We start from the raw sequence: 26223 nt of genomic DNA on the forward strand, positions 1-26223 counted from the left end.
CGCCGTTCGCTGTCGCAGCGCTTGAAATTCAAGGCTATGACGCGCAAAACGATGCGTAACGCAACCGCAGGAATGATGATGTACAGATGGGTCAGCTCTTTGTCGCGGCGCTACAAACGCGCGATGCTGCTGGGCATCGATGTGCTGCTGATTCCGGTCGCGCTGCTGGGGGCGATGCTGCTGCAAGGCAGTGCCGATCTGGTGGGCACGATTTTAGGGCATTGGCTGGCGCTGCCGCTGTTGATGGCGATTGGCGGATTGTTGTCCAGCGTGCTGGGCCTGCCGCTGATCCAGCTGAAATCCTATGAAAGCCATGCGATTGCGCTGACCGGTGTGCATGCGGTGCTTTATTAACTTTGCGCTGGTGTACTTCCTGATTTCGGTCACTGCGCGCATGGGGATGCTGCAGCTGCTGCTGGGGATTTATCGGCGCGGGCAGGATCAGTCCCGCGTGCTGATCTACGGTGCCGGTGCGACGGGGCGGCAGCTGGCGGCGGCGCTGCGCACGGATGAAACGGTCTTTCCCATCGCCTTTATCGACGACAATACCAATACCCAAGGTACGATCATTCAGGGTCTGACCGTCTACGGCCCCATGGCGATCCCGGCGTTGATCAAGACCCATGCCATCGACCGGGTCCTGCTGGCGATGCCGTCAGCGCCGCGGCCGCGGCAGGCGCAGCTGTCGCGCAAGCTAGAGGACATGGGGGTCGAGGTGCAGGCCGTGCCGTCCTTTGCGCAGCTGACCGGGCGGATGCCGCTGGTGGATCAGTTGCAGCCTGTGGTGCCGGGGCGGTTTTTGGGGCGCGAGGCGCTGGATGCGGCCTTGCCCGACAGCGGCACGACCTATGCCGGGCGCAGCATTCTGATCACCGGTGCGGGCGGGTCGATCGGATCGGAGCTGTGCCGGCAGTTGCTGGGGCGCGCGCCTGCGAAAGTGGTCCTGTTCGAGATTAGCGAGCTGGCGCTTTATACCATCGACATGGAATTGCGTGCCCTGCTGCGCAAACAAAAGATCGAGATTATCCCTGTTTTAGGGTCGATTACCGACGCCGCTTTGCTGGCCCGCGTGATGGCGCAGCACAAGATTCAGGTCGTGCTGCATGCGGCTGCCTATAAGCATGTGCCGCTGGTGGAAAAGAACCCCATCGTGGGCATGTCCAACAACGTGCTGGGCACCCAGACGCTGGCCATGGCGGCGGGGGCGGCCGGGGTGGAACGGTTTATCCTGATCTCCTCCGACAAGGCGGTGCGGCCGCAGAACATGATGGGCGCGTCCAAGCGGATGGCAGAGCTGGTGGTGCAGGACTTGGCTAGCCGCAGCAAGGGGCGGACCGTGTTTACCATGGTGCGGTTCGGCAATGTCATGGGCTCAAGCGGTTCGGTCATTCCGCTGTTCCAAGACCAGATCGCCAAGGGCGGCCCAGTGACCTTGACCCACCGCGAGGTCACGCGGTTCTTTATGACCATTCCAGAGGCGGCCAAGCTGGTGCTGGTGGCGGGGTCCTTTGCGTCGGGCGGCGATGTTTTCGTGCTGGATATGGGCGATCCCATTCCGATCTATGATCTGGCGCGGCAGATGATCAGCGCCGCAGGCTACGCTGTGCGCGACGATACCAACCCCGACGGCGATATCGAGATTAAGATCACCGGCCTGCGTCCCGGCGAGAAAATCCACGAAGAGTTGCTGATCGGTGAAGGCCAGTTGACCACGCCGCATCCCAAGATTTTGCAAGCGAACGAAGCGGCCTTGAGCCAAATCGAAGTCGCAAGCGCGCTCAAATCCCTGCGCCGCGCGATCGAGGCGGCGGATGAGCCTGCCTTGCGTGCTGTCGTCGCCCGCTGGGTCGAAGGCGGCGCGCATTTTGCGTTGCAGGATGCAAAACCCAAAGCCTGATTTTCTCCTAAAGGATACCTTGATGCCCCCTAAGTTTGGCACCTCTGGCCTGCGCGGCCTTGTCACGGAACTGACCGCTGATCTGGTCGCGGACCATGTACGCGCCTTTATCGCGGCCTGCCCGGTGGGCACGGGGCTGTTCGTGGCGCGGGACTTGCGCCCGTCCTCGCCTGATATTGCCGACATGGTCATCGCGGCGGCGCGGGGCGAAGGGTTGGATGTCACCGATTGCGGCGACGTGCCGACGCCCGCGCTGGCGCTGGCGTCGATGGGCGCGGGCGCTGCGGCGGTCATGGTGACCGGCAGCCACATCCCGGCGGATCGCAACGGGCTGAAATTCTATGTCCCGGGCGGAGAAATCGGCAAGGCGGACGAGGCGGCGATCTTGGCCAACTTGGGCCGGAACAGTGCCGGTTCGGCCGGAACAGTGTCGATTAATACGACCTCTGGCGCAGATTATGTCGCCCGCAACGTGGCGGCTTACGCAGGTGCGCTGCAGGGCAAGACCATCGGCGTTTATAGCCATTCCGCCGTGGGGCGCGATCTGCTGCTGGATATCGTGGCAGGGCTTGGGGCGACTGTCGTGGAACTGGGCCGCTCTGCTACGTTTATTCCTGTCGACACCGAGGCTGTCGATCCTGCGATCCGCGCGCAGCTGAAGGTCTGGGCGCGCGAACACAGTCTTGATGCCATCGTGTCCACCGACGGGGACGGCGACCGTCCGCTGCTGACGGACGAGCATGGCGAAGTGATTGTCGGCGATATTCTGGGGCAGATCACCGGGTCTGCGCTGAAGGCTCATATCGCCGTGACGCCAGTGTCGTCGAACACCGGGGCAGAGGCGCTGTTTGGCAAAGTGGTGCGCACGCGCATCGGCTCGCCCTTTGTGATTGCGGGCATGGAAGAGGCGGGCGGCCGCGTTGTCGGCTACGAGGCGAACGGCGGCTTTCTGCTGGGCTTTGCCGCTGATGCACCCGCTGGCCCGCTGGCCCCGCTGATGACCCGCGATGCGGTCCTGCCCTTTGTGGCGCCGCTGGCGGCCGCGACGAACGGCCTTGCCGCGCTGGTCGCCAGCCAGCCGCCCCGCTTTACCGCGGCCGACCGTTTGCAGGATGTGCCAACGGAAAAGTCGCTAGCGCTGGTGGCGGCATTCGACACTGATCCGGGCAAACGGGCGGCGTTCTTGGCGCAATTCGGCGGCGTTGAGGCTGGCGTTGACCGCACCGACGGGCTGCGCATGACGCTGAAAGACGGACGTATCGTGCACCTACGCCCATCGGGCAATGCGCCGGAATGCCGGTTTTATGCGGAAGCGAGCAGCGCTGCTGCGGCGCAGGATACCTTGGCGCTGGGGCTAAAGGCGCTGGCAGCGGTGTTGAAATAAGGCTCTAAACCGGGCCACTTTCGGCAAGGCGTTGCAAGTCGGCGATCACGGCGCGCCCAAGGCGGGCGCGTTCTGCTGCGATGGTGTCTTCGGTAAACAGGTCACGCAGCATGGTTTGCGTAGCTGCGTAAGCGGCGCAGAAATCCGCGTCTTCGCTAGTGGGCAGGGTGCTTGCGGCTTGATCGGATGTCAGCCCGTGCAGGTTCACCCAAGACCCCTGCGGCAGGCCAAGGGTGTGCACACTATGGGCGGGGCTGGCGTAATAAAGCGGCCGTGCACCGACGGCGAAGGCGTCAAAGAACTTCTCTGACAGGTAGGCCGGTTGGTGGGTGTTCTCAACAGCGGACAGGATGCGCGTGTGGTTATCGAGTTGGCGCAGCTTGTCGTCGTGCCAATCCGTCAGATCGAACCGCGTGCCACTGCCGGGCCAGCCGGCCCCTTGGCGTTGCACATGACCGGGTGTGGTCAAAGCGAGCCGCGTGCGCCAAGAACATAGCCCGATGATATCGCCCTCGTGCTGCGCGAAATCATAGACCCCCGTCATGCGGTATTCGGCCATGAAGAAGGCATCGACCTGCCGCGCGGCGAATTGCGCCTGCCAATCGGCAGGGGACAAAGCGGCGTTGCGGGCAAAAAGCCTTTGATAGGCACTGATATAGCGGGGGTCGGTCAGGACGAAGTAGGGGATCCGGTCGTAGGCAAAGATCGCCGAAGTGTGGTGGTTCAGCTGGTGGACGCGCTGACCTTGCAGCGTAATCATGTCTGCGAGCGGGGCGGGGGACAGGAGGCTATCCCAGAACGGCTCTTCTGACAGCAGCACGCTATTGCCGCGCGGTGTGATGATGTCGCGGGGGTGGCCATAGACCTCTAGGTCGGCAGTGCCGTCGGTCAGGGTGAGGTGATCGGCCCAAAGTGGGGCGAGATGGGAGTAAGCCAGCGGCGTGCGGTTGGCGTGATGGCCGCGCAGTGCAATGGTCAGTTTGGCTGTGCCAATCTGTGGCGGAGTTGCAGTCTTTAGGCTCTGATTTAAGGGAATTTCGCTCGCATTTAGGATCAGGCGCGCGCCAGGGGCCGGGTTTGAAAGCCAGTGCGGCAGGCTGCTTTTGACCCATTGGATCGCAGCTTGATCATCAGTGAGCAGGGCATCGACGGCGGTAACAAGGGAAGGGCCGGGATTGGGGGTGGTCTGCGCCCAAGTCTTGGTCGCTTGCGTCACAGGATATGCTTGCCGGAGCGCCCACATAAAGGCGATGTCGCTGCGGGCGTTGCCTTCGGTCCGGCGCAGCTTTGTGGCGGGAAAGATCATCTGCGACAGCACAGGGGATGGGCCGCAAAGTAGGATCTGATCAAGGGTGCGAGCTAGGGGCCCGGTGAGCTGTGTCGCGCCTTCGAGGATGAGCACATGAGAGGTGGTCACGCGGTCCAGCGCCAGATTAGTCGCGATGCCGCCGTCGCCGGGGGCCATGGCACCGGTGACGATAGGGGTGAGCATGACGCCTTGCGGCCAGTGTAGGGCCCGGATGCGGGTCAGGGCATCGTCATCGCCACTGTCATCGACAAGGATGACTTGATCGCCGGGCTGCGCCTGCGCTGCGATTTGGGCGGGCAAATCTGGCGCCGCGCCGCGCAGCAGGCAGATGAAGGCGATCATGACCCCGCTGTCATCCGTGTCAAAAGCGCGGGATCGGCGGCGGCAATGTCGTCGTGCCAGTGCTGTACGGTTTGTGTCAGCCATTGGATCAGGGCGGCGTCAAAGGCGGGCAGATGCTCTGCATCCATTACCGTGCGCGCCCATGTCGTCAGGGCAAGGACGAAACGGACGAAGGCGACGCGCATCGCGGGGGCCGGATCAGCCGCGACGACGGGGGCGAGAGCATCGAAAAGAGCCAGACGCTCTGCCCCGCTGCGATTGCTTTGCCGGGCAGCATGAGGGTCGATCAGGTGCCAGACGCAGGTGCGATCAGAGGTCAGCACGCGGGTTGCGTGGAAGAAGGACAGCCAATGCAGGGCGATGTCTTCGTGTACGGTGACATCGGCACATCTGATATCGTGATCCGTCAAAAAGGCGGTGCGATAGACCTTGTTCCACGGGTAATTCGTGGTTTGCGCCAGATCGGACCAGACGGCGGAGGGGGCGTTGCGCAGGGCACCGATGGCAAGGCCTGCGGCTTGCCAATGCATCTCGTCGCCCTCGGGTTGACCCCAATGGCCCTGATTGGCGATGCGGCTGTCGATATGTTTGAACAGGCAGAAATCGAAGGGTGTGGCGGTGGCAAGGTCTGCCAGAAGAAGCGCTAGATCTGGGGTCGGCAAATCGTCGCTGTCAATGAACAGGGTGTAGGGCGCAGTGACGCGGGCGAGGCCTGCGCTGCGGGCAGGGCCGGGGCCAAGCGGTGTATTATGCCGGATTAGGGTCACATTTTCGGCAATAATAGGAGTGTCAGAGCCATCGTCGACGACGATGATTTCGGCAAAGCCCATGTCGTTTGCCACATCCAGCAGACGCGCAAGGCGCAGGGCGTCGTTGTGCACCGGGATCACAAGAGCCGTCGGCAGCAAGGGGGCCGGGGCAGGCGGTTTGCTGCGGGCATGAGCGCGGTGAATGGCGCGGACCTGTGCACGCTGCTGCTGATTGCGCACCAACCGCTTAAGGCGGCGCGGGACAAGGCGGCGCAGGCGGCTCATGCGGGGACCGGGAACAGACGCAGGGCGTCGATGGCAAGTGTGATGGGGCGGTAGGGCGGTAAAAGCAGTTCGAACATGCGCCAAGGTGCGTGGCAAGGCAGGTCTGGTGTGCGATCAGTCAGCATCATGCCTGTATGGTCAGAGGCGGCCGCATGAGAGAGGATGTCACGTTCGAACACGCAATCGACGTGGCCGTCATCGGTGCCAGAGCGGATGAGTGCCTGCATCACGAGGGCGGGACTTGCCGCGCTGCGGAGCCAGAAACCAAGGCCCGCGCAGGCGGACAGGTCTGGCAGGTCCAGATCAAGCCGCAGCACGCACCATTTGCCAGGGGCGGTGATGGTGGTTGTTACCTCGATCAGGCGGCCGCGGGGGCTGGACCAGTTCAGGGTCATGTCTGCGCCCGGATCAGTCAGTAGGTGTAATCCCACGGCTGGCAGCGCGCCAGAGCCACTGCCCTGCGCGCCGGCCAGTGCGGTCAGTGCGGTCAGCGGGGCGTTAAGTAAGGCAGCGTCTGGATAGGGCATAAAGGAGGGGATACGCCTTTAGCGCTTGTCTGGGAAGACGGCGAACTGGTCCTTCCAGAAAGCCGGAGTCGTCATGGTGTTCATCGCAGCGCGGTAGTCACGCGACAGGCGCGGCCATGCGATCAAGAAACGCAGGGCAAGGCGGAGGCTACGCCCCATCAGACGGGCAAAGGTCAGTTTGGAATGGGTTACGGTATAAGCGCGGCCCGCATCGTCCAGAAAGACGCCGCGCTTTGCATAGCGCAGACACCACAGCGAGCTGCGATCCTGTAATGGGATTGTCACATCGCGGCCCCACCAGCGCGCGCCGGGTAATAGGTGGCCATTCAACGTTAAGCGCTGAACGATCTTGCGCGCGGTCGTCATCGGCACTTTTGGGGCTTGCGGGGGCAAGTCTGCGGGCAACGGCCCCCAGCGTTCGGTCTGTGTCAGGGCCGCTATCTGGCTACGCTTGTCAGCCATGTCGATGTTGCGGGCAAAGAAGTCGGGGCCGTCTAGCACGTCCTGCCATGCGGTCAGCTGAGCGCTTGCAGCCTCGTAATGTAGGTGGGACGCGCAATACAGGATTTGCCGCATTGCCAGTGCGATGATGCCAAACGGACCGCGTCCCCGGGTGGGGCGGGTCATGTTCACGACCAAGATATAGCGCATGTCCAAATAGGCGGTCTGCGGGCTGGATTTGGCCGAGAAATCGTCCTGCAGTGACATGACGCCATTCAGTGTGGCGATGCGAAACGGGTTGGACAGGCCAAACCAGACATCATCACCGCGCACAAAAAATGGAAAAGGATCATGGCGGACAGCGGCGATCGGGAAGGCGAAATACCACCATGCGCCATAGAAACCTATGTCTGGTGTTTCAGGTGTCGCCAACTCCATCGCTGTGACCTCATCGGCGTTTCGCAAGTCGGTGCCTTTAAAGCGAGAGCGGGCAACCTGATCAAAGGTTGCGCCATTCTCCCATAGCTCGTGCGGGCGGACGGCACTGACCATGGCACCTGCAAGGGCGGTGGCAGGATCGGCGGCATGACGCAGGAAGGCTGCAGTGCGCGTTAAGTTTTCCATCTGGAAGGCCGCGTCGTCGTCCATGAACAGGACATGGGAAAAGCTGCCTGCACCGCGCGCGGCGGCCAGACCGCGGGCAAATCCGCCAGCGCCGCCAAGGTTGCGATTGGGGATCAGAGTGACATCGGGGTGATCTGGCAGTGTCACGCTGCGGCCATTGTCGATGACGAAAAGATGCGCGTGTGGCAATTGCCCTGCACCGAGGAAGGCCGCAATGCGGGTCGCGGTGGCGCGCACGGCATCCTCGCGGCCAAAGGTTGTGATGACGATGGCAAGTTTGATCGGGGCGGCAACGGGCGCGCGGGCAGTGATCGCCGCGCTGTTCAGATGGGCGGGGCCCCGGGCGGTCAGGGACCACATCAGCAGGCCGTCTGGGGCTGCAGGGGTGATTGGCAGGCGATTGCCGCCTTGGGTGAGGGTCACGTCAGTCTGAATAAGGGTCTGTTCGCCCTTTTGTGTGACCTGCCACAGATGCAGGCTGACAGGGCCGGTGCCCGCTAGCTCTAGCGCTAGATCCGTTACCGGGGCGTGGGCGGCCCAAGTGCCAAGGTTGAACAGGTTTGCATAGGTGTCGACCTGTAGTTGCGCACCGCTGGCGGGCAGGGTGACGTTGCCATCTTTCAGGGCTGCGCCTTGAGACAAGCGGACAAAAACGTCTGGCGCGTTGGGCAGGTCTGGATCGGGCAGCATCAGCTGCTGAAAAATATGACGGGTCACTGCTGCAGTACGGTTTTGTAATGGGCCCGCAAAAAGATCAGACCAACCGTGCAAAGCAACAATCCAACACCATAGCCATACGACAGCGAGACATAGGGCGCATCATAGGTCGAAAATAAGCCGCGCCGCACCAGACCTGCGACATGGATCAGCGGGTTCCAGAGCAGGAAATGCTGGATATTGCTTGGCATATCTTCGAGCAGGAAAAGCACGCCAGAGCCGAGAAACAGCGGGCGGGACAAGATGCCCCAAATGATGCCCCAGACCGGATAGAGGCCGATCAGCACGCAGTTCACCAAGCCGACTCCAGTGCCGAGGGTGATTGCCATGCCCAGACCGGTCAGCAACGGGCCCAGATCAATGCGGGCACGGGTTTCATACAGCATCATGATGCCAAGGATCACGATGAAAAACACCATCAACGCGGTCAGGGCATTCAGCAGCAGGCGGGCGAGGATGGTATCGACCCAAGTGACGCGCGGATAGGCGAGTAGCGGGCGCGAATACATCAGCGCACCGCTGATCTTGGCCGACATTGAGGTGTAGATATCGAAAGGCAGAAACCCAGAGGCGTAAAAGAAGATGAAACTGGTGCCAAGGGGCGGTTTTTTCACGAGCATCGAGAATGCCAGCGACAGTAGCACGATCATACCGACAGGCTGTAGGATGGCCCAGATATAGCCACCGGGCTGACGGCCATAGGTCGATTCCATTTCGCGCAGCATCAGTGCTGAAATAGTGCGCACCCCGCCAAAGCGCGGCGGTTTGAGCGTTTGTGGCAGTGGTGCCGGGCTGCGGGCAGGTGCTGCGCCCAAACCTTCAGAAGCGGGGCTGGTTATATCCATGAGTAGCCTGACATCACACTGTCGCAGCCGCGGCAAGAGCCGGCGCGCGCGGGGCTGTGTGAGCCTTTGGTCTGCTGCAACGTTTCATGCCACAAAGGCCCCTAGGGCCGGTCAAGCTGGATATAGCCGGTATCTGGCGCGATGGCTTGCAGGCTGCGCACCATCTTGCCGCTTTCGTCGATCCAGTACTGGTTGGTGAAGGACAGCGCGTCTGATGTGCAGGCCTCGCCAAAGCGTTCGGTGGCGATCTGGCGGCCAAGGATGCCGATGGTTTCGCGCCCTTGGGACGCGACGGCGCAGGTAAAGCTTTGCGTGACGATCTGATCGGTGTCCGACAGGGTTTCGTGCACGCGGGTGGCGGTGCCGCCGCCGGCGATCAGGGCGCGCATGACGCTGTCCACATCGGCGGCCATCAGATCGCGGGGAAAGCCGCGGGTGGCGACCATGACGCCGTTTTGCGTGGTGACGGACGGGCCATTGGCCGACAGCCATGTGGTGCGGTTGCCGTTCTGCGCGCCGGCCACAAGGGCGGCGACCATCGTGCCGTTATAGGCGTTCAGCACCATGAAACCGCCGGGGTTGGCATCGACTTGGGCGCGGGTCAGCACGGGCGCGGTTGCTACCGGCGCGGCGGGTGCGCCGGACACCCGGGCCTTCAGCGCCTCTGCCGCGCCGGTGGCGATATTGCCGTCATTGAGTGGGCCGCAGGCGGTGATCGCCAGTGTGGCCGCGCCCGCAAGGGCTGCTTTCATCATGTTCATCGCCCGAACCGTCCCCAAGTATCCGTCAAATCGCCAAGCTGTCCGTCGCGGACCACCTCATACAGCCGTCCCTGTACATCCAGCGTCGCGCCGCCGTCGCGGGTCAGCGATTGCACCGTGGTGGTCACCGATTTGCGCGACGGAGTGCCGATGAAGTAATCGTAAGGGATCGTGATGCGGATACCCTTGTCAAAGGACCCTTCGCCGAAGTCGTCAAAAGGCATATCGGTCAGGGTGAAATAGCCGCCGACCTTCCAGCCGTTTTCATATTCACGGTCCAGCGCAAAGGTCGCGCCGACGTCGCCTGCCAGATATTTTCCAACCCCAAGCGAGGCGTGATAGCCGCGGCCGATGTCGTAATAGCCCGTCAAGTTCGCGGTGGTGACCGTGTAGTCGCCGTTTTCGACCCGGCTGCCGTCGTCTTGGGTTTCATACTGGGCAAAGCCAAAGCCCATGTCCTGATCGCGCAGCATGGCGTAGTTCACCTCTGCCCCGACGGCGAGGCGCGAGGCAACAGGCTTCCACAGCACCTCGGTCGAGACGCCGCCGTACATCTGTTCCAGATAACCTGCGGTGACGCGGCCATAGATGTCCGGCGTCAGGCGGGTGTAATAAGACGCCGTCAGGTATTCGAGCGTTGGCGTGCCATCGCGGCCAAAGTAGGCGCTATCAGTGCGCACATTGGCGTAGTCATTGACGTTTTCGGTGAAATCCAGCGGATCCTGCGCGCCAAGGGCAGTCTGCTGCACCCGGGTCGCCAGTTTCAGGTTCCGGTTCACGCTATATTCCAGATCCAGCGCAAGACCGGTGTCAAAATCCAGCGGTTCGTTCTTGTTGAACAGGATCAGGGTGAAATAGGGCGCGATGCCCCATTGGAATTTGGGGTCCGGATCGGGCTGGGTGACCAGACCGGCGACCGTGCCAGCGGCGGTCACGCCAGCGCTGGCCAGCAGGGCATCCGTGCCGCCAACGCGGTTTTCAGCGGCCTCAATCCCGGCACGCGGCAAGGTGACAGCAGAGAGGGGCAGGCCGTTTTGTACCGGCTCCATCACGAAGGTCTGCACCGACGGCGGGATGACCTGCGTCATCATCCGCGCGGCGCGGCCCATGGCCTGCGCTTCGCTGCGGAAGCGGGTGTTTTCATAGCGCAGACGCGCGGTGCGGTCAGTGATTTCAAGGCCAACCAGCTTGATCCCCTCGATCGCCAGCAGATCGGTCAGACCCTTGCGGACAGCAGGCTCTGGCTGGGCGGTGCGGTTCCACGTCGCGGCGGCGCGCTGATCGGCCGTACGCACGCGCACCGGGGCAGGGGCGGTATCAAGGCCAGAGGCGGTCTGCCGGTCGGTGGGGTTCAGGATGTAGGTGCCGCGCAGGCTGAGTTCAGAGCCATACATCCACGCCGCCCCAAGTTCGACATTGGGCGTGTAGCGGTAGGACAGGCCGACGTTGATGGGCGAATTGTAATCGATGGCCGGGGCAAAGGTGCTGAGGGGATAGTTGATCGACGAATACTCGGCCTTGAAGCCCAGCTTGTCGCTGTACTGATATTCGATGCCGCCGAAAACAGCCGCATCGCCGCGAAAGAACTGATTGGTGGATAGCGTGCCGCCATTACCGTCGCCGCTGCCTTCTTCGGCAAATTCGCGGTCAACATAGGCCGGGCGGGTGTCGAAATAATCCGACACGGCGCTAAGCGGGTTAGAAAACCCGTTCTGCTGCCCCATCGCGCCCCAGCCCAGGCCGGCGGTCACGATGATCTTGTCGCCAATGGATTTGGACCCGACGATATATTCAGAGCTGAACCGGCCCGTGCCCAAAAAGTCGCGCAGACCGACAGCGATGGCAGGGATATAGCGGCTTTCCGTGTTAAAACGGTATTGCAGATCAAAGCTACGGTCGAAGGTCTCGAACGTAGCGCGATCCCCAGTGACAGGGTCTGCTTCGCCGTATTGGTCAAAGTTGCCATAGCGAAAGCTGCCCGACAGGCGCGGCGTGATTTGATAGGTAAACGAGGTGCGCGTGCCGCCTGAAGGCGAACGGGCGATGGTTGCCGCGATGTCGTCAGGTGCCGCGCTTTCGGCTGTGGGCATTTCCAGCAGACCGGGCGTGCCAAAAATCGTATAGGATGGCCCATTGTCTTGGGCGGCCGTCATGCTTGCGATAATCGTCAAAAGGGCCGTTTGGCCAACAAGTCTACGCATCATGAACCCCCGCATCAGCTTTGATCTGCTTAGCAAACCTGCCGGGTGAAGGGAAATGTCTATTTATGGTATAGCGGTAGAGTGCCAAGGCTGAGATATAGCTTTAAAATACATAATCTTCGTTATGCGTATTTAGCTTGTAGCCACAAAGTTAGAATGTCTCACATCTGCAAAGTAGGAATGTCACACTTCCCTGGCGATCAAGCAGGATTGGAGTGTGGCGTGGGATTGATGATCATGAGCGAGCGCCAACTGAACCGCATTGAGGTACTGATCCAAGTGACACGCGGCGCGATGACGGCCGTGACAGTTGCCAACGTGCTGGGCCTGAGCCGACGACTGAGGTGCCCCTAGTTTCCTAGACACCCGCCGCGTTCATTCTCTGTTGTTTGAATTCATAGTCAACTGGTGACAGCATGCCGTTGTTGGTGTGCTTGCGTGTTGGGTTGTAGAACATCTCGATGTAATCGAACACGTCTTGCCTTGCAGCGTCGCGTGTCTGATATGTCCGTCGCCTGATCCGTTCACGTTTCAGCAGTTGGAAGAAACTCTCGGCGACAGCATTATCATGGCAGTTCCCACGTCTGCTCATGCTGGCAATCAAATTGTGCTTACCGAGAAATGATTGCCACTCTTTGCTGGTGAATTGCGAACCTTGGTCAGAATGGATCATGACCTTGGTCTTTGGTTTGCGCCGCCAAACAGCACTTAGCAACGCTTGAAGGGCGAGATCCGTCGTCATGCGTGATTGCATGGACCAACCGACAATACGCCTTGAGAACAGATCGATCACGACAGCCAAATACGACCAGCCTTCGTGTGTCCTGATGTAGGTGATGTCAGTCACCCAGACCCTGTCTGGTGCATCCACCTCGAACTGCCGGTCCAATGTGTTGTCAGCGACGATGGCTGGTTTGCCGCCATACTGGCCAGGACGACGTTTGTAGCCAATCTGCGCTGCGATGCCCGCTATGCTGGCCAAGCGTGCAACACGGTTCTCTGAGCAGGTCTCACCCTGATCCAGAAGATCATCGTGCCGTCGCGCGACGACCTCGACGCGAATGGGGCGCGCGGAGGCGCGGGCGAAGGCATCCACCATCTCGCGGACACTGTAGTTCTGCCCCGTGCCGACATTGAAGGCGCGGGCCCCCACCTGCCGGCTGCTATAGTTCAGCGCCGCGACATGGGCTTTGGCCAGATCCACCACATGGATATAGTCTCGCAGGCATGTGCCGTCGGGGGTATCGTAATCGTCTCCGAAAATCGACAGGTGGCTCCGTTTTCCACTGGCGACCTGCGCGATCAGCGGCATCAGATTATTCGGCTCCCCCTGCGGTGCTTCGCCAATCAGCGCCGAAGGATGCGCACCGACCGGGTTGAAGTAGCGCAACAGCACCGCTGCTGCCTCTGGCTGCGAACCGGCCCATGCCATCAGCAGATCCTCCGCCACCATCTTCGTGCGCCCGTAGACCGACGAGGGGTCACGCGGTTCGTCCTCGTTGCAGGGCATGACACTGCTGGAGCCGTAAACCGCTGCGGATGATGAAAATATCATGCGTCGGCATGCGACACTGTCCATCGCAGACAGCAAAGTGCGCGTGCCGGAAACGTTCACATCGTAGTATTCCAGCGGTATTTCACGGCTTTCCCCTACAGACTTCAGACCTGCGAAGTGAACCACTGCCTCGGGTCGAAATGCGTGCATTATGCGGTTGAGAGCCTGCTCGTCGCGGATATCACCTATTTCTAGCTGCGTCGATTTGTTCGAAAGACGCTGCACATGATCAAGCACCCCGACCGTACTGTTGGAGAAGTTATCAAGCACAACAATCTCATGATTGGATGCAAGAAGTTCCAGAAGTGTATGGCTTCCAATATATCCAGCGCCGCCTGTTACTAAAACTCGCAATTGGAATACCTCTGATGAAATCTATGTTTATCTCTGAGAGATTGAATTAGCCTGAATATACAGGTGTTGAACCTTGTCAATGAGGACAGAGGCGGCTTGGGGGCTTTCTTGATGGCATGGATGCCGTTCCTAGGCTCAGGACCCATCAATCCGGTTGAGGCCACGAGGACTGCCTGATTCACCGCCTCGAACGAAAGGGGGCTTGGTGAGCAATCTGTATTGGCTGAGCAAGGCTCAGATGGGGCCGCTTCCATCGTATTTCCGAGGAACCATGGCGTGCCGTGTGTGGACGACCGGCTTGTCCTCAGCGGCATTATATTCATCAATCGCAACGGCTTGCACTGGCGAGATGCGCAAGCTGAGTATGGCCCACACAAGACGTTCTGCACCGGATCGAAATCATGTTCGGACGTCTGAAAGACTGGAGGCGCATGCCCACACGCTACGACCGAAGCCGCGAGGTTTTTTCTAAGCCATCGCTCTCGCAGCGACCGTGATCTTTTGGTTATGAGGCCAGAGCCTCGCCATATATCGCCAATCGCGATGCTGTGTGCGCCGGGCGTATAGCTGAGCCGGTATTGTCAAAGGTCGAGATCAGGGAACGTCATGAGAATGTATCGCCAAGTGATTGTTTTGCATGACGATCAAAGCGATGTCACCTTTGGGTCAAGCTTAGGGGCAATGCCCTGGGCTGGATATGAAAAAGGCCTGCCTAATGTGCGAAACCGGCGCGCAAAAAGGTCAATCCCCGCCGAACAGATCCCGCGTGAAGACCTTGTCTGCCACGTCGTCCAGATCGGCGGTGCGGCGGTTGGCGATGATGACGTCGCAGCGGGATTTGAAGGTGCTGAGGTCCTTGATGACCTCGGAGTGGAAGAAGTCGGGGGCGTCCAAGGCGGGTTCGTAGACGATAACGTTCACGCCTTTGGCCTTGATCCGCTTCATGATGCCTTGGACCGAGGATTGGCGGAAGTTGTCGGAGCCGGCCTTCATCACGAGGCGATAGATGCCGACGGTCCGGGGTTTAAGGCGCAGAATTTCCTCGGCCAGAAAATCCTTGCGGGTGCGGTTGGCGTCGACGATGGCCTGCATCATGTTTTGCGGCACGGCGGCGTAGTTCGCCAGTAGCTGCTTGGTGTCCTTGGGCAGGCAATAGCCGCCGTAGCCAAAGGACGGGTTGTTGTAATGGCTGCCGATGCGCGGATCGAGAGAGACGCCCTCGATGATCTGGCGCGTGTTCATGCCGCCGGCCAGCGCGTAGCTGTCGAGCTCGTTGAAGTAAGCGACGCGCATGGCAAGGTAGGTATTAGCGAAAAGCTTGATCGCCTCGGCCTCGTCCGGGTCGGTGAACAGGACGGGCACGTCCGTGGCGATGGCGCCTTCCAGCAGCAGATCCGCAAAGACGCGGGCGCGGGTTGAGCGTTCGCCGACGATGATCCGGCTGGGGTGTAGGTTGTCGTAAAGCGCGCGGCCTTCGCGCAGGAATTCGGGGCTGAAAATGACTTGATCCGTGTTCATCGCAGCCCGGATGCGGGTGACAAAGCCTACGGGCACCGTTGATTTAACGACGATGGTGGCGCTGGTGTTCACCGCGATGACTTGGGCGATGACCGCCTCGACCGTGCTGGTGTTAAAGGCATTGGTGACAGGGTCGTAATCCGTGGGCGTCGCCACGATGACGATATCTGCATCCCGCGCGGCGGAGTCGCCGTCGGTTGTGGCGGTCAGATCAAGGGTGCGGGTCGCAAGGTAGTCTGCGACCTCGGTATCGTCGATCGGGCTTTGCCGCGCGTTCAGCTGCGCGACGCGGTCCGGGTTGCGGTCGACGGCCGTGACGCTGTGGTGCTGCGACAGCAAGATTGCGTTCGACAGGCCGACATAGCCGATACCGTAAACCGTGATTTTCATGTACTGGGAGCCCTTGGTCCGTTTGGCGCAACCATAATGCGCAGGGGCCCCAAGGTGCCAGAGGTGATCAACGGACCGCAGTGCGATCACCAGCGCCTGTGCCCTGACAGGCGCAGAGCCGCAATTGAAGGTTGCGCTGCCACAGGGGCACCACGCTTTTGCCTTATTAACACATTATTAACTTGAGTTGAATTCAGACGCGAAAGGAATGTGATCTGTTATGAATATTCTCAAACACGGCATCTGCGCCTTCGCGCTGGCCTTTGCTGTGGCCGCCCCTGCAGGTGCCGCCACGATTAGTTTTGCGCAGGATAACGCGCCCCAGACGGGGGCGCTGAGCTTTACCAATGGCAGCGAGACGGTCTCTGTCGTGGCAAGCCAGGTGCCAACGGGCGGCACTGCGCTGATTGCCAGCTATGCGGGGACGAATGGCGGCCTTGGCGTGTGTACCAGCTACATCAGCGTTTTAGGTGAGGGTGGTTGCGGCACTGTTTTCGGGGGCGGTGACAGCTATTTGCTCGATGGCGGCCCGCGCAATAGCAGCGCCAAAGAGGCGGTCTATCTCGACTTTGGTCTGGCTACGATCGACCTGACCAGCATCACGTTCAACTCTGTGAGTGATGGCGATACCTTCGATATCATTTCGGACCAAGTGGCGCAGGCTGCCTATACAATCGCGGCGGGTGCGTCGCAGCAGGTCTTTACCTTTACCACGCCGATCCGTGGATCGTTCTTTGGGATCGGTGCGCTTGGACGCAACGACAACTTTACCATCCTGTCGATGGGGTACAATATCGTGAACCCCGGCCCTGTTGTCCCAACGGTGCCACTGCCGGCCACGGGTCTGTTGTTGATCGGTGCACTGGTGGGGATTGGCGCGCTGCGCCGGCGCCGCAGCAGCGGCTTTGCTGCCGTTCCCGCATAACGCAGGGCGAGCAAGCCCGTCAGTAAGAGCCAGAACGGGGCAGGCAGGGGCACAACAGCCCCCGCCTGCCCCGCAACCAATTGTATCCCCCGCGGCGCGGCGATGCCCGCAGCGCTGCTGCGCAAGGCGCGGGCGCTGTCGAAAACAAAGACACCCTGCGTGCTGGTCAAGGCAAAGCCGTTGGCGGGTGCGGGCGCATACCTACCTGATGCGCCGGACGCGGTGCTCGCATCGCGGGCCAGACCTTGCCGGCTGGCTTTTTGCGGCCCCTCCCAAGTGCCCTCTTCCCCTGCTCCTGCATAGAATGCGGTGACGTTGCCGGCGTCTTGGGCCGCCAGCGGTGTCAGGGCAGGCCAGCTGGTTGTGTCGCCGATACTAACCAAAGGCTCCCAAAAAGTAGTGGTCGTGGATGCGCGGGGCACCGTGCTTGGCACGACCGCTTCGGCGCGGCAAACTTCGGCATAGCGACTGGCATAGCTGTCCCAAGCCGCGTCATCGGCAGGGCGGCCCAGAATGAGCGCGCCAAATTGCGCTCGGTTCAGTTGTGCGGCGCAGGGATTGGGCAGGCACAGACCCGGCGCGCGGGGCGATGTGACCGGGGCAAAGGCGCCGCCTGCCCCGCCGCAGGCCAGCGCATAGGATTTGGCCACGGGCAGATCGATATGGGTCGTCGTGGCTGCAAAAGCCGCAGAGGCCCCGGCGATGACAAGGCCAGTGAAGGCCCCGATCAGGGCAGAGATTAGCAGGCTGATGACACGAGGGAGCATGGCGTGACCGTCCGGGAAGGCAGCCAAAGGCCGCCCCCCTTGTGTCGCGCAAAGTGGTTAAAGAACCGCTAATGCGCCCTGATCACATCCCGCGCGTGCCCTGCAATCCGCGCAGATAGGCCCCGTATTCGGTTTTCTCGTAGCGATCGGCCAGATCCAGCAGGGCAGCATCGTCGATCCAGCCTTGCAGATAGGCGACCTCTTCGGGGCAGCCGGTCTGCATGCCTTGGCGCGATTGCAAGGTGCGCACGAAGTTGCCTGCGTCCAGCAGGCTGCCGTGGGTGCCGGTATCCAGCCAAGCATAGCCGCGCCCCATGCGTTCGACTGTCAGGCTGCCATCGGCCAGATAGGTCTCAAGCAGGGCAGTAATCTCCAACTCTCCGCGGGCGGAGGGCGTAATGCTGCGCGCGCGCGCGGGAGCGGTGCCGTCGAGGAAATAAAGACCGGTGACGGCATAGGGCGACGGCGGCACGGCGGGCTTTTCGATGATCTGGGTGACTTTGCCATCCGCATCCATGCCGACGACGCCGTAGCGTTCAGGGTCAGACACGCGGTAACCAAAGACCGTCCCGCCATCCGGTTTGGCATCGGCGGCTGCGAGCATTTCTGGCAGCCCGTGGCCGAAAAAGATGTTGTCGCCTAGCACCATCGCCGATGGGGCACCGTCCAAAAACGCCTCGCCCACAAGGTAAGCCTGCGCGAGGCCCTCTGGCTTTGGCTGCACCAGCCATGTGATCGACAGGCCCCATTGTGATCCGTCCCCCAGCAGGTTTTGGAACTGCGCCTGATCGGCGGGGGTGGTGATGATCCCGATATCGCGGATGCCGGCCAGCATCAGCACCGACAGCGGATAATAGATCATCGGCTTGTCATAGATCGGCATCAACTGCTTGCTGATCCCTTGCGTAATCGGCCAAAGCCGCGATCCGGTGCCACCGGCGAGGATCAGACCCTTGCGGTCGGTCATGGCGTCGTCTCCTTGATGATACGGGTCAGCGCCGCCTGCCAGTCGGGGCGGGGGATGCCAAAGGCGGTTTGCAAGCTGGTGCAGTCCAGCCGGGAATTGGCGGGGCGCGCGGCAGGCGTGGGGTAGTCTGCGGTCGTGATGTCGGTAACGGTCACGGTGCGGCCTGCGGCCCTAAAAATCGCGCGGGCGAAGGTGGCCCAGCTGACATCGGGGGCGCCGCTGAAGTGGTGGGTGCCACCCTGCCCGGTCCCATCCACCAGCTTTTGCGCGATGGTCAGGCAGGCGTCCGCAATCGCATCCGCCGGGGTCGGGCCACCGATCTGGTCGGCAACAACGCTCAGCGCATCGCGCGTCTCTGACAGGCGCAGCATGGTGGTGACGAAGTTCTTCCCCGCCGCGTCAAAGACCCAAGCGGTGCGTAGGATCACGGCCAGCGCGCCGCTCTCCAGCACCGCGCGTTCGCCTGCCAGCTTCGTGCGGCCATAAGCGCCCAGCGGGGCGGTTTTAGCGTCCGGCGTCCAAGGGTCGCCAGCGCTGCCCTCAAAGACGTAATCGGTCGAGATGTGCACGAAAGGCAGGCCCCGCGCGGCGCAGGCCTGCGCCATCGCGCCGGGGGCGTCTGCGTTGATCACATGTGCGGCGTCTTCCTGTGCCTCTGCCGCATCAACGGCGGTCCAAGCGGCGGCGTTGATCACGGCGTCAGCGTCAGTCGCCCTGACGGCAGCAGCGCAGGCGGCGGGGTCGGATAGGTCGGCTTTACCTCGGTTTAGGGTCTGAATCGTGATGCCGCGTGCGGGGCCAGCAAGGGCCAAAGCACGGGCGACTTGGCCGCTCTCTCCAAAGACGAGGACCTTCATGATGCGCTCTTATCCGTGCCAAGACGCACGCCGACACCAGCGCGGGCTTGCAGCGGCTGCCACCATGCTTCGTTATCCAGATACCAGTCCACGGTCCGCTCCAGCCCCTCTTGCAGCTTTAGCGACGGCTGCCAGTTCAGATCGGCGCGGATGTGGGCGGGGTCGATCGCATAGCGCGCATCGTGGCCGGGGCGGTCGGTGACATGGGTGATCAGATCCGCATGCGGTGCATGGTCCGGCCTGCGGGCATCAAGGATTTTGCAGATCGCCGTCACGATATCGATATTACGCGCCTCGTTCTCGCCGCCAATCGCATAGGTCGCGCCGGGGGCGGCCTGCGTCAGCACGGTCAGCAAGGCGTCAGCGTGATCCTCGACATAAAGCCAGTCGCGCACGTTCAGACCCGCGCCGTAGATGGGCAGAGGTCTGCCTGCGAGCGCGTTCAGGATCGTGACCGGGATCAGCTTTTCCGGAAACTGGCGGGGGCCGTAGTTGTTGGAGCAGTTCGTCAGCAAGATTGGCAGCCCGTAAGTCTCGCCCCAAGCGCGGACCAGATGGTCGGAACCTGCCTTGCTGGCGGAATAAGGCGAGCGGGGATCGTAGCGGGTGTCCTCGTTGAACATGCCAGTCTCGCCCAGCGAGCCGAAGACTTCGTCGGTCGAGATGTGGTGAAAGCGGAAGGCGTCCGGCTTGCCGCGGGCCACCCAATAGGCGCGGGCAGCTTCCAGCATGTGGAAGGTGCCCAGCACGTTGGTTTCGACAAATTCAGCGGGGCCGTCGATGGACCGGTCAACGTGGCTCTCAGCCGCTAGATGCATCACGACATCGGGCTGGTGCTGCGCAAAAACAGTGTCTAATGCGGCGCGATCGCGGATATCGACTTGGGCAAAGGCATAGGCCGGATGATCTGCCACCGCATCAAGGCTGGCGGTGGCGGCGGCATAGGTCAGGCAATCAACGTTGATGATCTGGTGCCCGTCCCGGATCGCTTGCAGCACGACAGCAGAGCCGATGAACCCGGTGCCGCCGGTGACGAGGATCTTCATGCGCTGGCCTCATAGGTAAACGGTGTTTTTAGGTCCGCGAATGATCCGGCAGCGGCGTCCTTGTCAGACAGCACGGCATCGGCGGCGGGGATGCCCCAGTCGATGGCCAGATCAGGGTCATCGAACCGCACGGCACCTTCGCAGGCAGGCGCATAAACGTTCGAGCATTTGTAGGCGACAAGGCAGTCCGGCACGCGGGTGACGAAGCCATGCAAAAAGCCAGCAGGGATCAGCAGCTGGCGGTTATTGCCCGCAGACAGCGTCACGCCGGTCCATTGACCATAGGTCGGCGAACCTGCGCGAATATCGACAGCGACGTCCCAAATCTCTCCCACCAGCACGCGGACCAGCTTGGCCTGCGCAGAGGGCGGCGTCTGAAAATGCAGGCCGCGGATCGTGCCCGCGTCGTGGCTCCAGCTTTGGTTGTCCTGCACAAAGACAGTGTCGATGCCGAGGGCAGCCAATGTGTCCGCATTATAAGTCTCGCAAAACGCGCCGCGGTTGTCAGCGAACACGCGGGGGGTGATGATCTGGACACCGGGGAGGGTTGTGGGCTCGAGCATGGGGGCCTCTTGGTCGCGGGCGGTTTTGCCTTTGTGGTAAATGCGGCGGACCTGCTTGGCCACAAGAACTGGGCGAAGCTGTCCAAAAGGGTGCAAGCTGTTGCCAAGACACGCAGATCTTGCGCCGCTTTGCCCAATTGGGCCATGGATGCGCCCCATTGTCGTCCCCTGTCGCGGGCTATGCGGGGCGTGATAGGGGACACGGGGCAAGGGGATATGCAGATGAGCGATCAGGATGCGGCGGAACTGGCGATTGTCATCGTTAGCTATAACACGCGCGACATGACGCTGGCTTGCCTTGCGTCGGTCTATGCCCAGACACAGACCCCGTTTGAGGTTGTGGTGGTGGATAATGCCTCTACCGATGGCTCTGCCGAGGCGATTGCGCGGGACTTTCCGCAGGTCACGCTGGTGGCCGAGACCGTGAATCACGGCTTTGCCCCCGCCCATGACATCGCCGTGCCGCTGACATCTGCGCCTTGGCTGCTGCTGCTGAACCCAGACACGGTGGTGCTGGACAGGGCGCTGGACAAGCTGCTGGATTTTGCCAAACGCACGCCGGATGCGGGGATCTGGGGCGGGCGGACGGTGTTTGCGGATGGAACGCTCAATGCCTCGTCTTGCTGGGGGCGCATGACGCTGTGGTCGACGTTTTGCCGCACGAGCGGTCTGTCGGGGTTATTCCCGGCGTCCCCCTTGATGAACTCAGAGGCAATGGGCCGTTGGCCCCGCGATACCGAACGCGACGTGGATATCGTCACGGGCTGCCTGTTCTTGCTGAAACGCGCGACCTGGGACCGGCTGGGCGGCTTTGATCCGGCCTTTGTCATGTACGGCGAAGAGGTCGATTTGTGCATGCGCGCCAAGGCGGCCGGGATGCAGCCGCGGGTGACGCCGGATGCGGTGATCGTCCACTATGGCGCGGCGTCTGACACCGTGCGCCCGGATAAGATGGTGCGCCTGCTGCGCGCCAAGGTCGAGCTGATCAAGCGCCACTTTCCCGCACACAGCCGCTGGCTGGGGCGGGAGTTGTTTCGGCTGTGGCCGCTATCGCGGGCGGTGGCCTTGGGCATGGCGGGTCGGCTGACAGGGCGGGCGGATTGGCGCGAGAAGGCAGGCGAATGGCGCGCAGTCTGGGGTCGCCGGGGTGAATGGCAGGACGGGCTGGAGTGAATTTAGGCGGGCGCCCTATACGCGCGGGCGGCTGAATTTATTCTGGCCGGCCCAATGCAAAGCCTTGCAGGAAATCGACCTTGAGGGCGGCAAGGGCTGCGATTTGACCCTCGTCCTCGACATGTTCTGCGATTGTCTGGAAGTTCGCGACTTCTGCCATGCGCAGGAAGCACTGGATGCTGGCCGCCTCGATCGGGTTGTTCATGTTTTGGATAAAGCTGCCGTCGATCTTCAGGTAATCTGCCGGAAGGTGCTGGAAGTGCCGGAAGGATGTCGATCCGGCCCCAAAATCGTCGATCGCAACGCTGGCCCCCAATGTGCGCAGGTTGGCCAGAAACTGGCGGCAGCCATCATAGTTGGTCAGAATCGCGGTTTCTGTCACTTCGAAGCAGAGCAATTTGCGCACCTGTTCTGGTGCGGCCCCCAGCAGATCAAGCACGCTGCGGCGGAACCGGCCAGAGGACACGGAGCTTGCGGAGATATTGACCGAATAGAGCTTTGCCGCGCCCGTCTGTAATGTTGCAGCGATACGGTCCAGCGCATGGTTGCACATCCACAAATCGATTTCCTGCATGAGGCCGTATCGTTCGGCGGCGGGCAGAAAGTCTGAAGGGGCAATCATGCCGCCGTTGCCATCCGGCAGCCGGATCAGCAATTCGGCAAAGGTGTTGCTGTCCCCGATCGCATCGACGCGCTGGATGCACTGTTCTTGCACGATCCAGCTGCCGTCTCTGGTTGCGTCCTCGATCAGGTTGATCAGCGAGGTCTGACGCGACATCGCCTGCATGTTTGAATCAAGATCGCTCCAGACACAGATCTGGCCCCGGCCGTTATTTTTGGCGGCATAGGCGGCGATATCGGCCATTTTCAAAGCCTCTGCCGCGGTGACGTGCTGATTGGCCAGGCTGACGATGCCGATACTGGTGCCGGTGTTGATGCTGATATCCATCGACCGTTTCAGACAGCTGCCTTCGGTGGCCCGGCGGCAGATGTCCTTGCCGATCGCCTCTGCCCGCTCTTGGGTTTTGGCGCGCAGCAGGATCGAGAATTCATCCCCCCCCAGCCGCGACACGGCGGCGGTTTCATCGACGCTTTCGCGCAGCACATCGGCAATGCAGGCCAGAACCGCATCGCCGGCCTCGTGGCCGATGCTGTCGTTGATCCGTTTGAAGTGATCCAGATCGATGAAAAACAGATAGCTGCCGTTCTGCTTCACAGGATCGGCCAGACATGCCTCAAGCTGGCGCAAAAACGCCTCTCGGTTCAGCAGGCCGGTCAGGGAATCGTGGTTGGCCCGGAACGCGATGTCGCGCGACAGGCCGCGCTGCGTGCTGGAATCCCGAAACACCATCACCGCCCCGATGATGCGGTCCTCGGAGTCCAAAAGCGGGGCGACGGAATCGTCGATTGCAATCTCTGTGTCATCGGGGCGCAGCAGGACCGCGTTGGGCGCAAGGATGACGACGCTGCGTTGCTTAAGGCAGTCTTCAATCGGGCAGGGAATGGGATCGCGGGTTTTTTCGTCCACGATCCGTAGCAGATCAACGCTTTGCATCCCCTCCACCTCTTGCGCGGTGCGTCCGGTGATTTTTTCAGCCTCGGGGTTCATCCAGGTCACGCGCCCCATGTCGTCTGCCGTGATCACGCCGTCACCGATGGACGACAGCGTTACCGACAGCTTTGACGCCTGTTCTTCAAGGCGTGCCATCATCTGGCGATGTTCGGTCAGATCGAAACAGGCCCCCTGCAGGCGGTCGACGGTGTCTTCTTGGTCCAGATGCGGGGCACCAACCACCTTAAGGACTTTGTGCTGGCCACTGCTGGTCTGCAGCGTCAGTTCAAGGTCCAGATCAGTGCCCGAAAACATGGAATTGCGCACCGCCACTTTGAGCTGGCGGCGGGAGTCTATGCTGAGGGATTTGAGCCAATCAGAGACTGTTTTGGGCTCGCTGCCCGGCGCAAAGCCAAAGTGGCTGGTCATCTGCGAGTCCCAATTGAGTTCCCCCAGGACGGTATCAAGGCTCCATAATCCGACGCGTCCTTTTGCGGCGGCATAGGCTGTCCATTCTTTGGCGGCGATCAGCTCGTTGCGGTCGTGGACTTTTTCAGTGATTTCCTGAAAGGCACCGATGATGCGGTCAGGTTCGCCGTCCTTGAATTCGACCGCGCCAAAGGCCCGCACCCAGATCCGCTGGCCGCTTTTGCGGATGAAGGGCAATTCCAGATCCCAAGACTGGCCGGTGGTCATTCCGTTTTCCACGGCCGCCGAAATGATCGGCCGCGCCTCTGGCGCGTAAAAGTTGATGCCTTCTTCGATCGTCGGCTCGTACCGTTCGCTGACGCCGTGGATACGCTTTGTTTCTTGTGACCAGAACACCTGTTGGGTCTTAATATCGACTTCCCAAGCGCCAACCCCGGACAGGTTCGACACCCGTTCCAAGATGGAATACCGGGCCTGCAGCGCCTGATGTGCTTTCTTTTCGTGATCGATCAGGATGTGCGTGCCGAACAGCCATTCGGGTTTTTGGTCGGGCGTCCTGCTGATGACATGGCCCCTATGGCGCACCCAGACATCATGGCCGTCCCGGTGGCGCATGCGGACTTCGACATCTGCTGATGCCTTATCATTCAGGGCCTGATGGTCATGGCCCAAGCACAGCAGATGAATGTCGTCTGGATGTGCCAGATGCAGCAAGGTGTCGCGTGAGAGCGGTTCAAGATCCTTGACGCTGTACCCAAGGCTGGCGGCCCAGCGGTCGTCGATACGGATCTCGTTGGTTTGCACGTTCCATTCCCAAGTGCCGGCTTTGCTACTTTCAAGACAGCATTCAAGTTGCAGCTTGGCGAGCGTCAGGTCCTTTTGCGCTTGGTTTATCGCAGTTTGATCCGTCACCTGAATAAGGCGATATTGTTGGCCGTCGGGATCACGCCAGTGGTCGGCGCACAGCAGCACGCTGCATGTGCTGCCGTCGCGGCGCTGCAGATCGGCGGGCATATCTACGACGCTGTGATCCCCCAGCAGCGCGGCCGCAGCCGGGCTGTCTGGCGTCGCGACAAGAAAATCAAAAAGGGTTTTGCCAAGTACATCCGTGCGGCTGGCCCCTAGCTGCGCGATAAATGCGTCGCTGGCATAGGCAATCATGCCCTGCGCATCTGCGATGAACACAGCGCTTGGAAAGGTATTAGGCAAGCCGCAGGACATGGCTTGATCCAGATCTGGCCGGGTCGTGGCGGCGCGCTGATGGCTCTGGTCCATGAAAACTCCAAACGAAACACGCGGGACTATTGGGCGCGGCACATAAAATTGGAGTTAAGATCGTAAAGAAATTCTAGCTCTGGTTGCGTCTTTTACGCGGCGCTATGCGGGCTTTTGCCCCGCGCTTTGCTGCAATCCGCGCGCGGTGCGGGCCTTGGCCACGCTTGTAATCCGCTCGGCTGGCCCTGGCTTTTGCGCAAAGCGGGTATAGCGGATGCGGCCGGGCTGGGACGGCTCTGGCTGGGGGGCATCGCTGTCTTCGGGGGTGGCATTGGCGTTGACGGTGATGAACCACATGCCCGCGCCGAAAAAGAAGAACACGAAGGAATAGATGCTGGTCCAGACGTGCACCGTGCACAGGGTAAAGCTGAGGCCAAGGAAGGTGAACACCCAGGCCAGCCGGAACTGGGTCAGGGCACTGTTGCCGTCAAAATCGCGGCGCATAATCTTGGCCACGCCAAGGATATAGCCCAGCGTGACGGTAGCGAAACCGGGGATGCCGTAGCGCACAGCCATGACCAGCCAGAAGTTATCCATGCTGCCCGAATACATGTAATAGGGTCTGATCCACTCTTTCAGGCCGATGCCAAAGAGCGGGCTACCTGTGATGCCTTTTTCCGTGCTGCCAATGACGTTGGCCACGCCCCATTCAAAGATGATGCTGCGCCAGTAGGCCGTATGGGCGGAAAAGGTTGCGTAGCTCATGAAGATTTGCAGCGGGGTGCGGTTCGACAGGATGTCGATGGCGACATAGGCCAGTGCGAATAGGC

Annotated in this window: 17 protein-coding genes and 3 pseudogenes; 5 read left to right on the forward strand and 15 right to left on the reverse strand. The window is 61.2% G+C overall.

The features are described 5' to 3' along the window. Positions 1-78: 78 nt before the first annotated feature. Both BM131_RS18440 and BM131_RS18445 read left to right on the forward strand, forming a co-directional pair. Positions 79-1897, forward strand: a pseudogene (locus BM131_RS18440) (polysaccharide biosynthesis protein). Between the two features lie 22 nt (positions 1898-1919). Beyond that, positions 1920-3281, forward strand: coding sequence for a phosphomannomutase (locus BM131_RS18445; RefSeq protein ID WP_090191809.1), 1362 nt, complete (start codon positions 1920-1922; stop codon positions 3279-3281). A 4-nt stretch (positions 3282-3285) separates the two neighbouring features. Here the strand turns inward: BM131_RS18445 and BM131_RS18450 are convergent, their stop codons facing one another. From BM131_RS18450 to galE, 8 genes are all read right to left on the reverse strand, one after another. Beyond that, on the reverse strand, positions 3286-4932 hold the full coding sequence (locus BM131_RS18450; RefSeq protein WP_090191810.1) for a glycosyltransferase family 2 protein: 1647 nt from the start codon (positions 4930-4932) through the stop codon (positions 3286-3288). Further along, entirely contained in the window at positions 4929-5966 is a 1038-nt protein-coding gene (locus BM131_RS18455; protein WP_090191811.1) for a glycosyltransferase, read from the reverse strand. The genes BM131_RS18450 and BM131_RS18455 overlap by 4 nt, the downstream gene beginning before the upstream one ends. Then, positions 5963-6493, reverse strand: coding sequence for a hypothetical protein (locus BM131_RS18460; RefSeq protein WP_090191813.1), 531 nt, complete (start codon positions 6491-6493; stop codon positions 5963-5965). Before BM131_RS18460 ends, BM131_RS18455 begins: the two co-directional genes overlap by 4 nt. Positions 6494-6511: 18 nt before the next feature. Continuing rightward, a complete protein-coding gene (locus BM131_RS18465; RefSeq protein WP_090191815.1) occupies positions 6512-8275 on the reverse strand; it encodes a glycosyltransferase in 1764 nt (587 codons plus the stop codon). Next, positions 8272-9120: an ABC transporter permease gene (locus BM131_RS18470; RefSeq protein WP_090191817.1), complete on the reverse strand. Its 849-nt coding sequence runs from the start codon at positions 9118-9120 to the stop codon at positions 8272-8274. The genes BM131_RS18465 and BM131_RS18470 overlap by 4 nt, the downstream gene beginning before the upstream one ends. A 101-nt stretch (positions 9121-9221) precedes the next feature. Beyond that, a complete protein-coding gene (locus BM131_RS18475) occupies positions 9222-9881 on the reverse strand; it encodes a YjbF family lipoprotein (protein WP_090191819.1) in 660 nt (219 codons plus the stop codon). Next, positions 9878-12085 (reverse strand): YjbH domain-containing protein, encoded by a 2208-nt coding sequence (locus BM131_RS18480; RefSeq protein ID WP_175499475.1) that lies wholly within the window; start codon positions 12083-12085, stop codon positions 9878-9880. Before BM131_RS18480 ends, BM131_RS18475 begins: the two co-directional genes overlap by 4 nt. A gap of 355 nt (positions 12086-12440) precedes the next feature. After that, on the reverse strand, positions 12441-13991 hold the full coding sequence (galE, locus tag BM131_RS20790; protein WP_139222710.1) for a UDP-glucose 4-epimerase GalE: 1551 nt from the start codon (positions 13989-13991) through the stop codon (positions 12441-12443). Between the two features lie 205 nt (positions 13992-14196). Between galE and BM131_RS18490 the strand changes: the two are divergent. Next, positions 14197-14402 (forward strand): annotated as a pseudogene (locus BM131_RS18490) (IS5/IS1182 family transposase); the annotation flags it as partial. A gap of 330 nt (positions 14403-14732) precedes the next feature. On the opposite strand, the gene BM131_RS18495 reads toward BM131_RS18490, so the two are convergent. Further along, complete coding sequence (locus BM131_RS18495) at positions 14733-15899, reverse strand: nucleotide sugar dehydrogenase (RefSeq protein ID WP_090191823.1); 1167 nt, start codon at positions 15897-15899, stop codon at positions 14733-14735. Between the two features lie 220 nt (positions 15900-16119). On the opposite strand from BM131_RS18495, the gene BM131_RS18500 reads away from it, so the two are divergent. After that, positions 16120-16824 carry a VPLPA-CTERM sorting domain-containing protein gene (locus BM131_RS18500; protein ID WP_090191825.1) on the forward strand — a complete coding sequence of 235 codons (705 nt, stop codon included), beginning with the start codon at positions 16120-16122 and terminating at the stop codon, positions 16822-16824. Positions 16825-17673: 849 nt separating this feature from the next. Here BM131_RS18500 and rfbA read toward each other — a convergent pair. Genes rfbA through rfbC form a run of 4 tightly spaced genes read right to left on the reverse strand, consistent with a single transcriptional unit; the run spans position 17674 to position 21024 of the window. Further along, a complete protein-coding gene (gene rfbA, locus BM131_RS18505; protein WP_090191827.1) occupies positions 17674-18558 on the reverse strand; it encodes a glucose-1-phosphate thymidylyltransferase RfbA in 885 nt (294 codons plus the stop codon). Further along, complete coding sequence (gene rfbD, locus BM131_RS18510) at positions 18555-19415, reverse strand: dTDP-4-dehydrorhamnose reductase (protein WP_090191829.1); 861 nt, start codon at positions 19413-19415, stop codon at positions 18555-18557. The genes rfbA and rfbD overlap by 4 nt, the downstream gene beginning before the upstream one ends. Then, on the reverse strand, positions 19412-20461 hold the full coding sequence (rfbB, locus tag BM131_RS18515; protein WP_090191831.1) for a dTDP-glucose 4,6-dehydratase: 1050 nt from the start codon (positions 20459-20461) through the stop codon (positions 19412-19414). The genes rfbD and rfbB overlap by 4 nt, the downstream gene beginning before the upstream one ends. Beyond that, the gene (gene rfbC / locus BM131_RS18520; protein WP_090191838.1) at positions 20458-21024 is read right to left on the reverse strand and encodes a dTDP-4-dehydrorhamnose 3,5-epimerase; all 567 of its coding nucleotides are present in this window, start codon (positions 21022-21024) and stop codon (positions 20458-20460) included. The genes rfbB and rfbC overlap by 4 nt, the downstream gene beginning before the upstream one ends. 222 nt (positions 21025-21246) lie before the next feature. Between rfbC and BM131_RS18525 the strand changes: the two genes are divergently transcribed. Then, complete coding sequence (locus BM131_RS18525; RefSeq protein WP_175499477.1) at positions 21247-22197, forward strand: glycosyltransferase family 2 protein; 951 nt, start codon at positions 21247-21249, stop codon at positions 22195-22197. Positions 22198-22234: 37 nt separating this feature from the next. Here the strand turns inward: BM131_RS18525 and BM131_RS18530 are convergent, their stop codons facing one another. Together BM131_RS18530 and BM131_RS20365 are read right to left on the reverse strand one after the other, a co-directional pair. Further along, positions 22235-25453, reverse strand: coding sequence for a PAS domain-containing protein (locus BM131_RS18530; protein WP_090191833.1), 3219 nt, complete (start codon positions 25451-25453; stop codon positions 22235-22237). 102 nt (positions 25454-25555) lie between these two features. Next, positions 25556-26223 (reverse strand): annotated as a pseudogene (locus tag BM131_RS20365) (hypothetical protein); the annotation flags it as partial.

Source organism: Loktanella salsilacus (assembly GCF_900114485.1).
In the GTDB taxonomy this organism is placed as follows: Bacteria; Pseudomonadota; Alphaproteobacteria; order Rhodobacterales; family Rhodobacteraceae; genus Loktanella; species Loktanella salsilacus.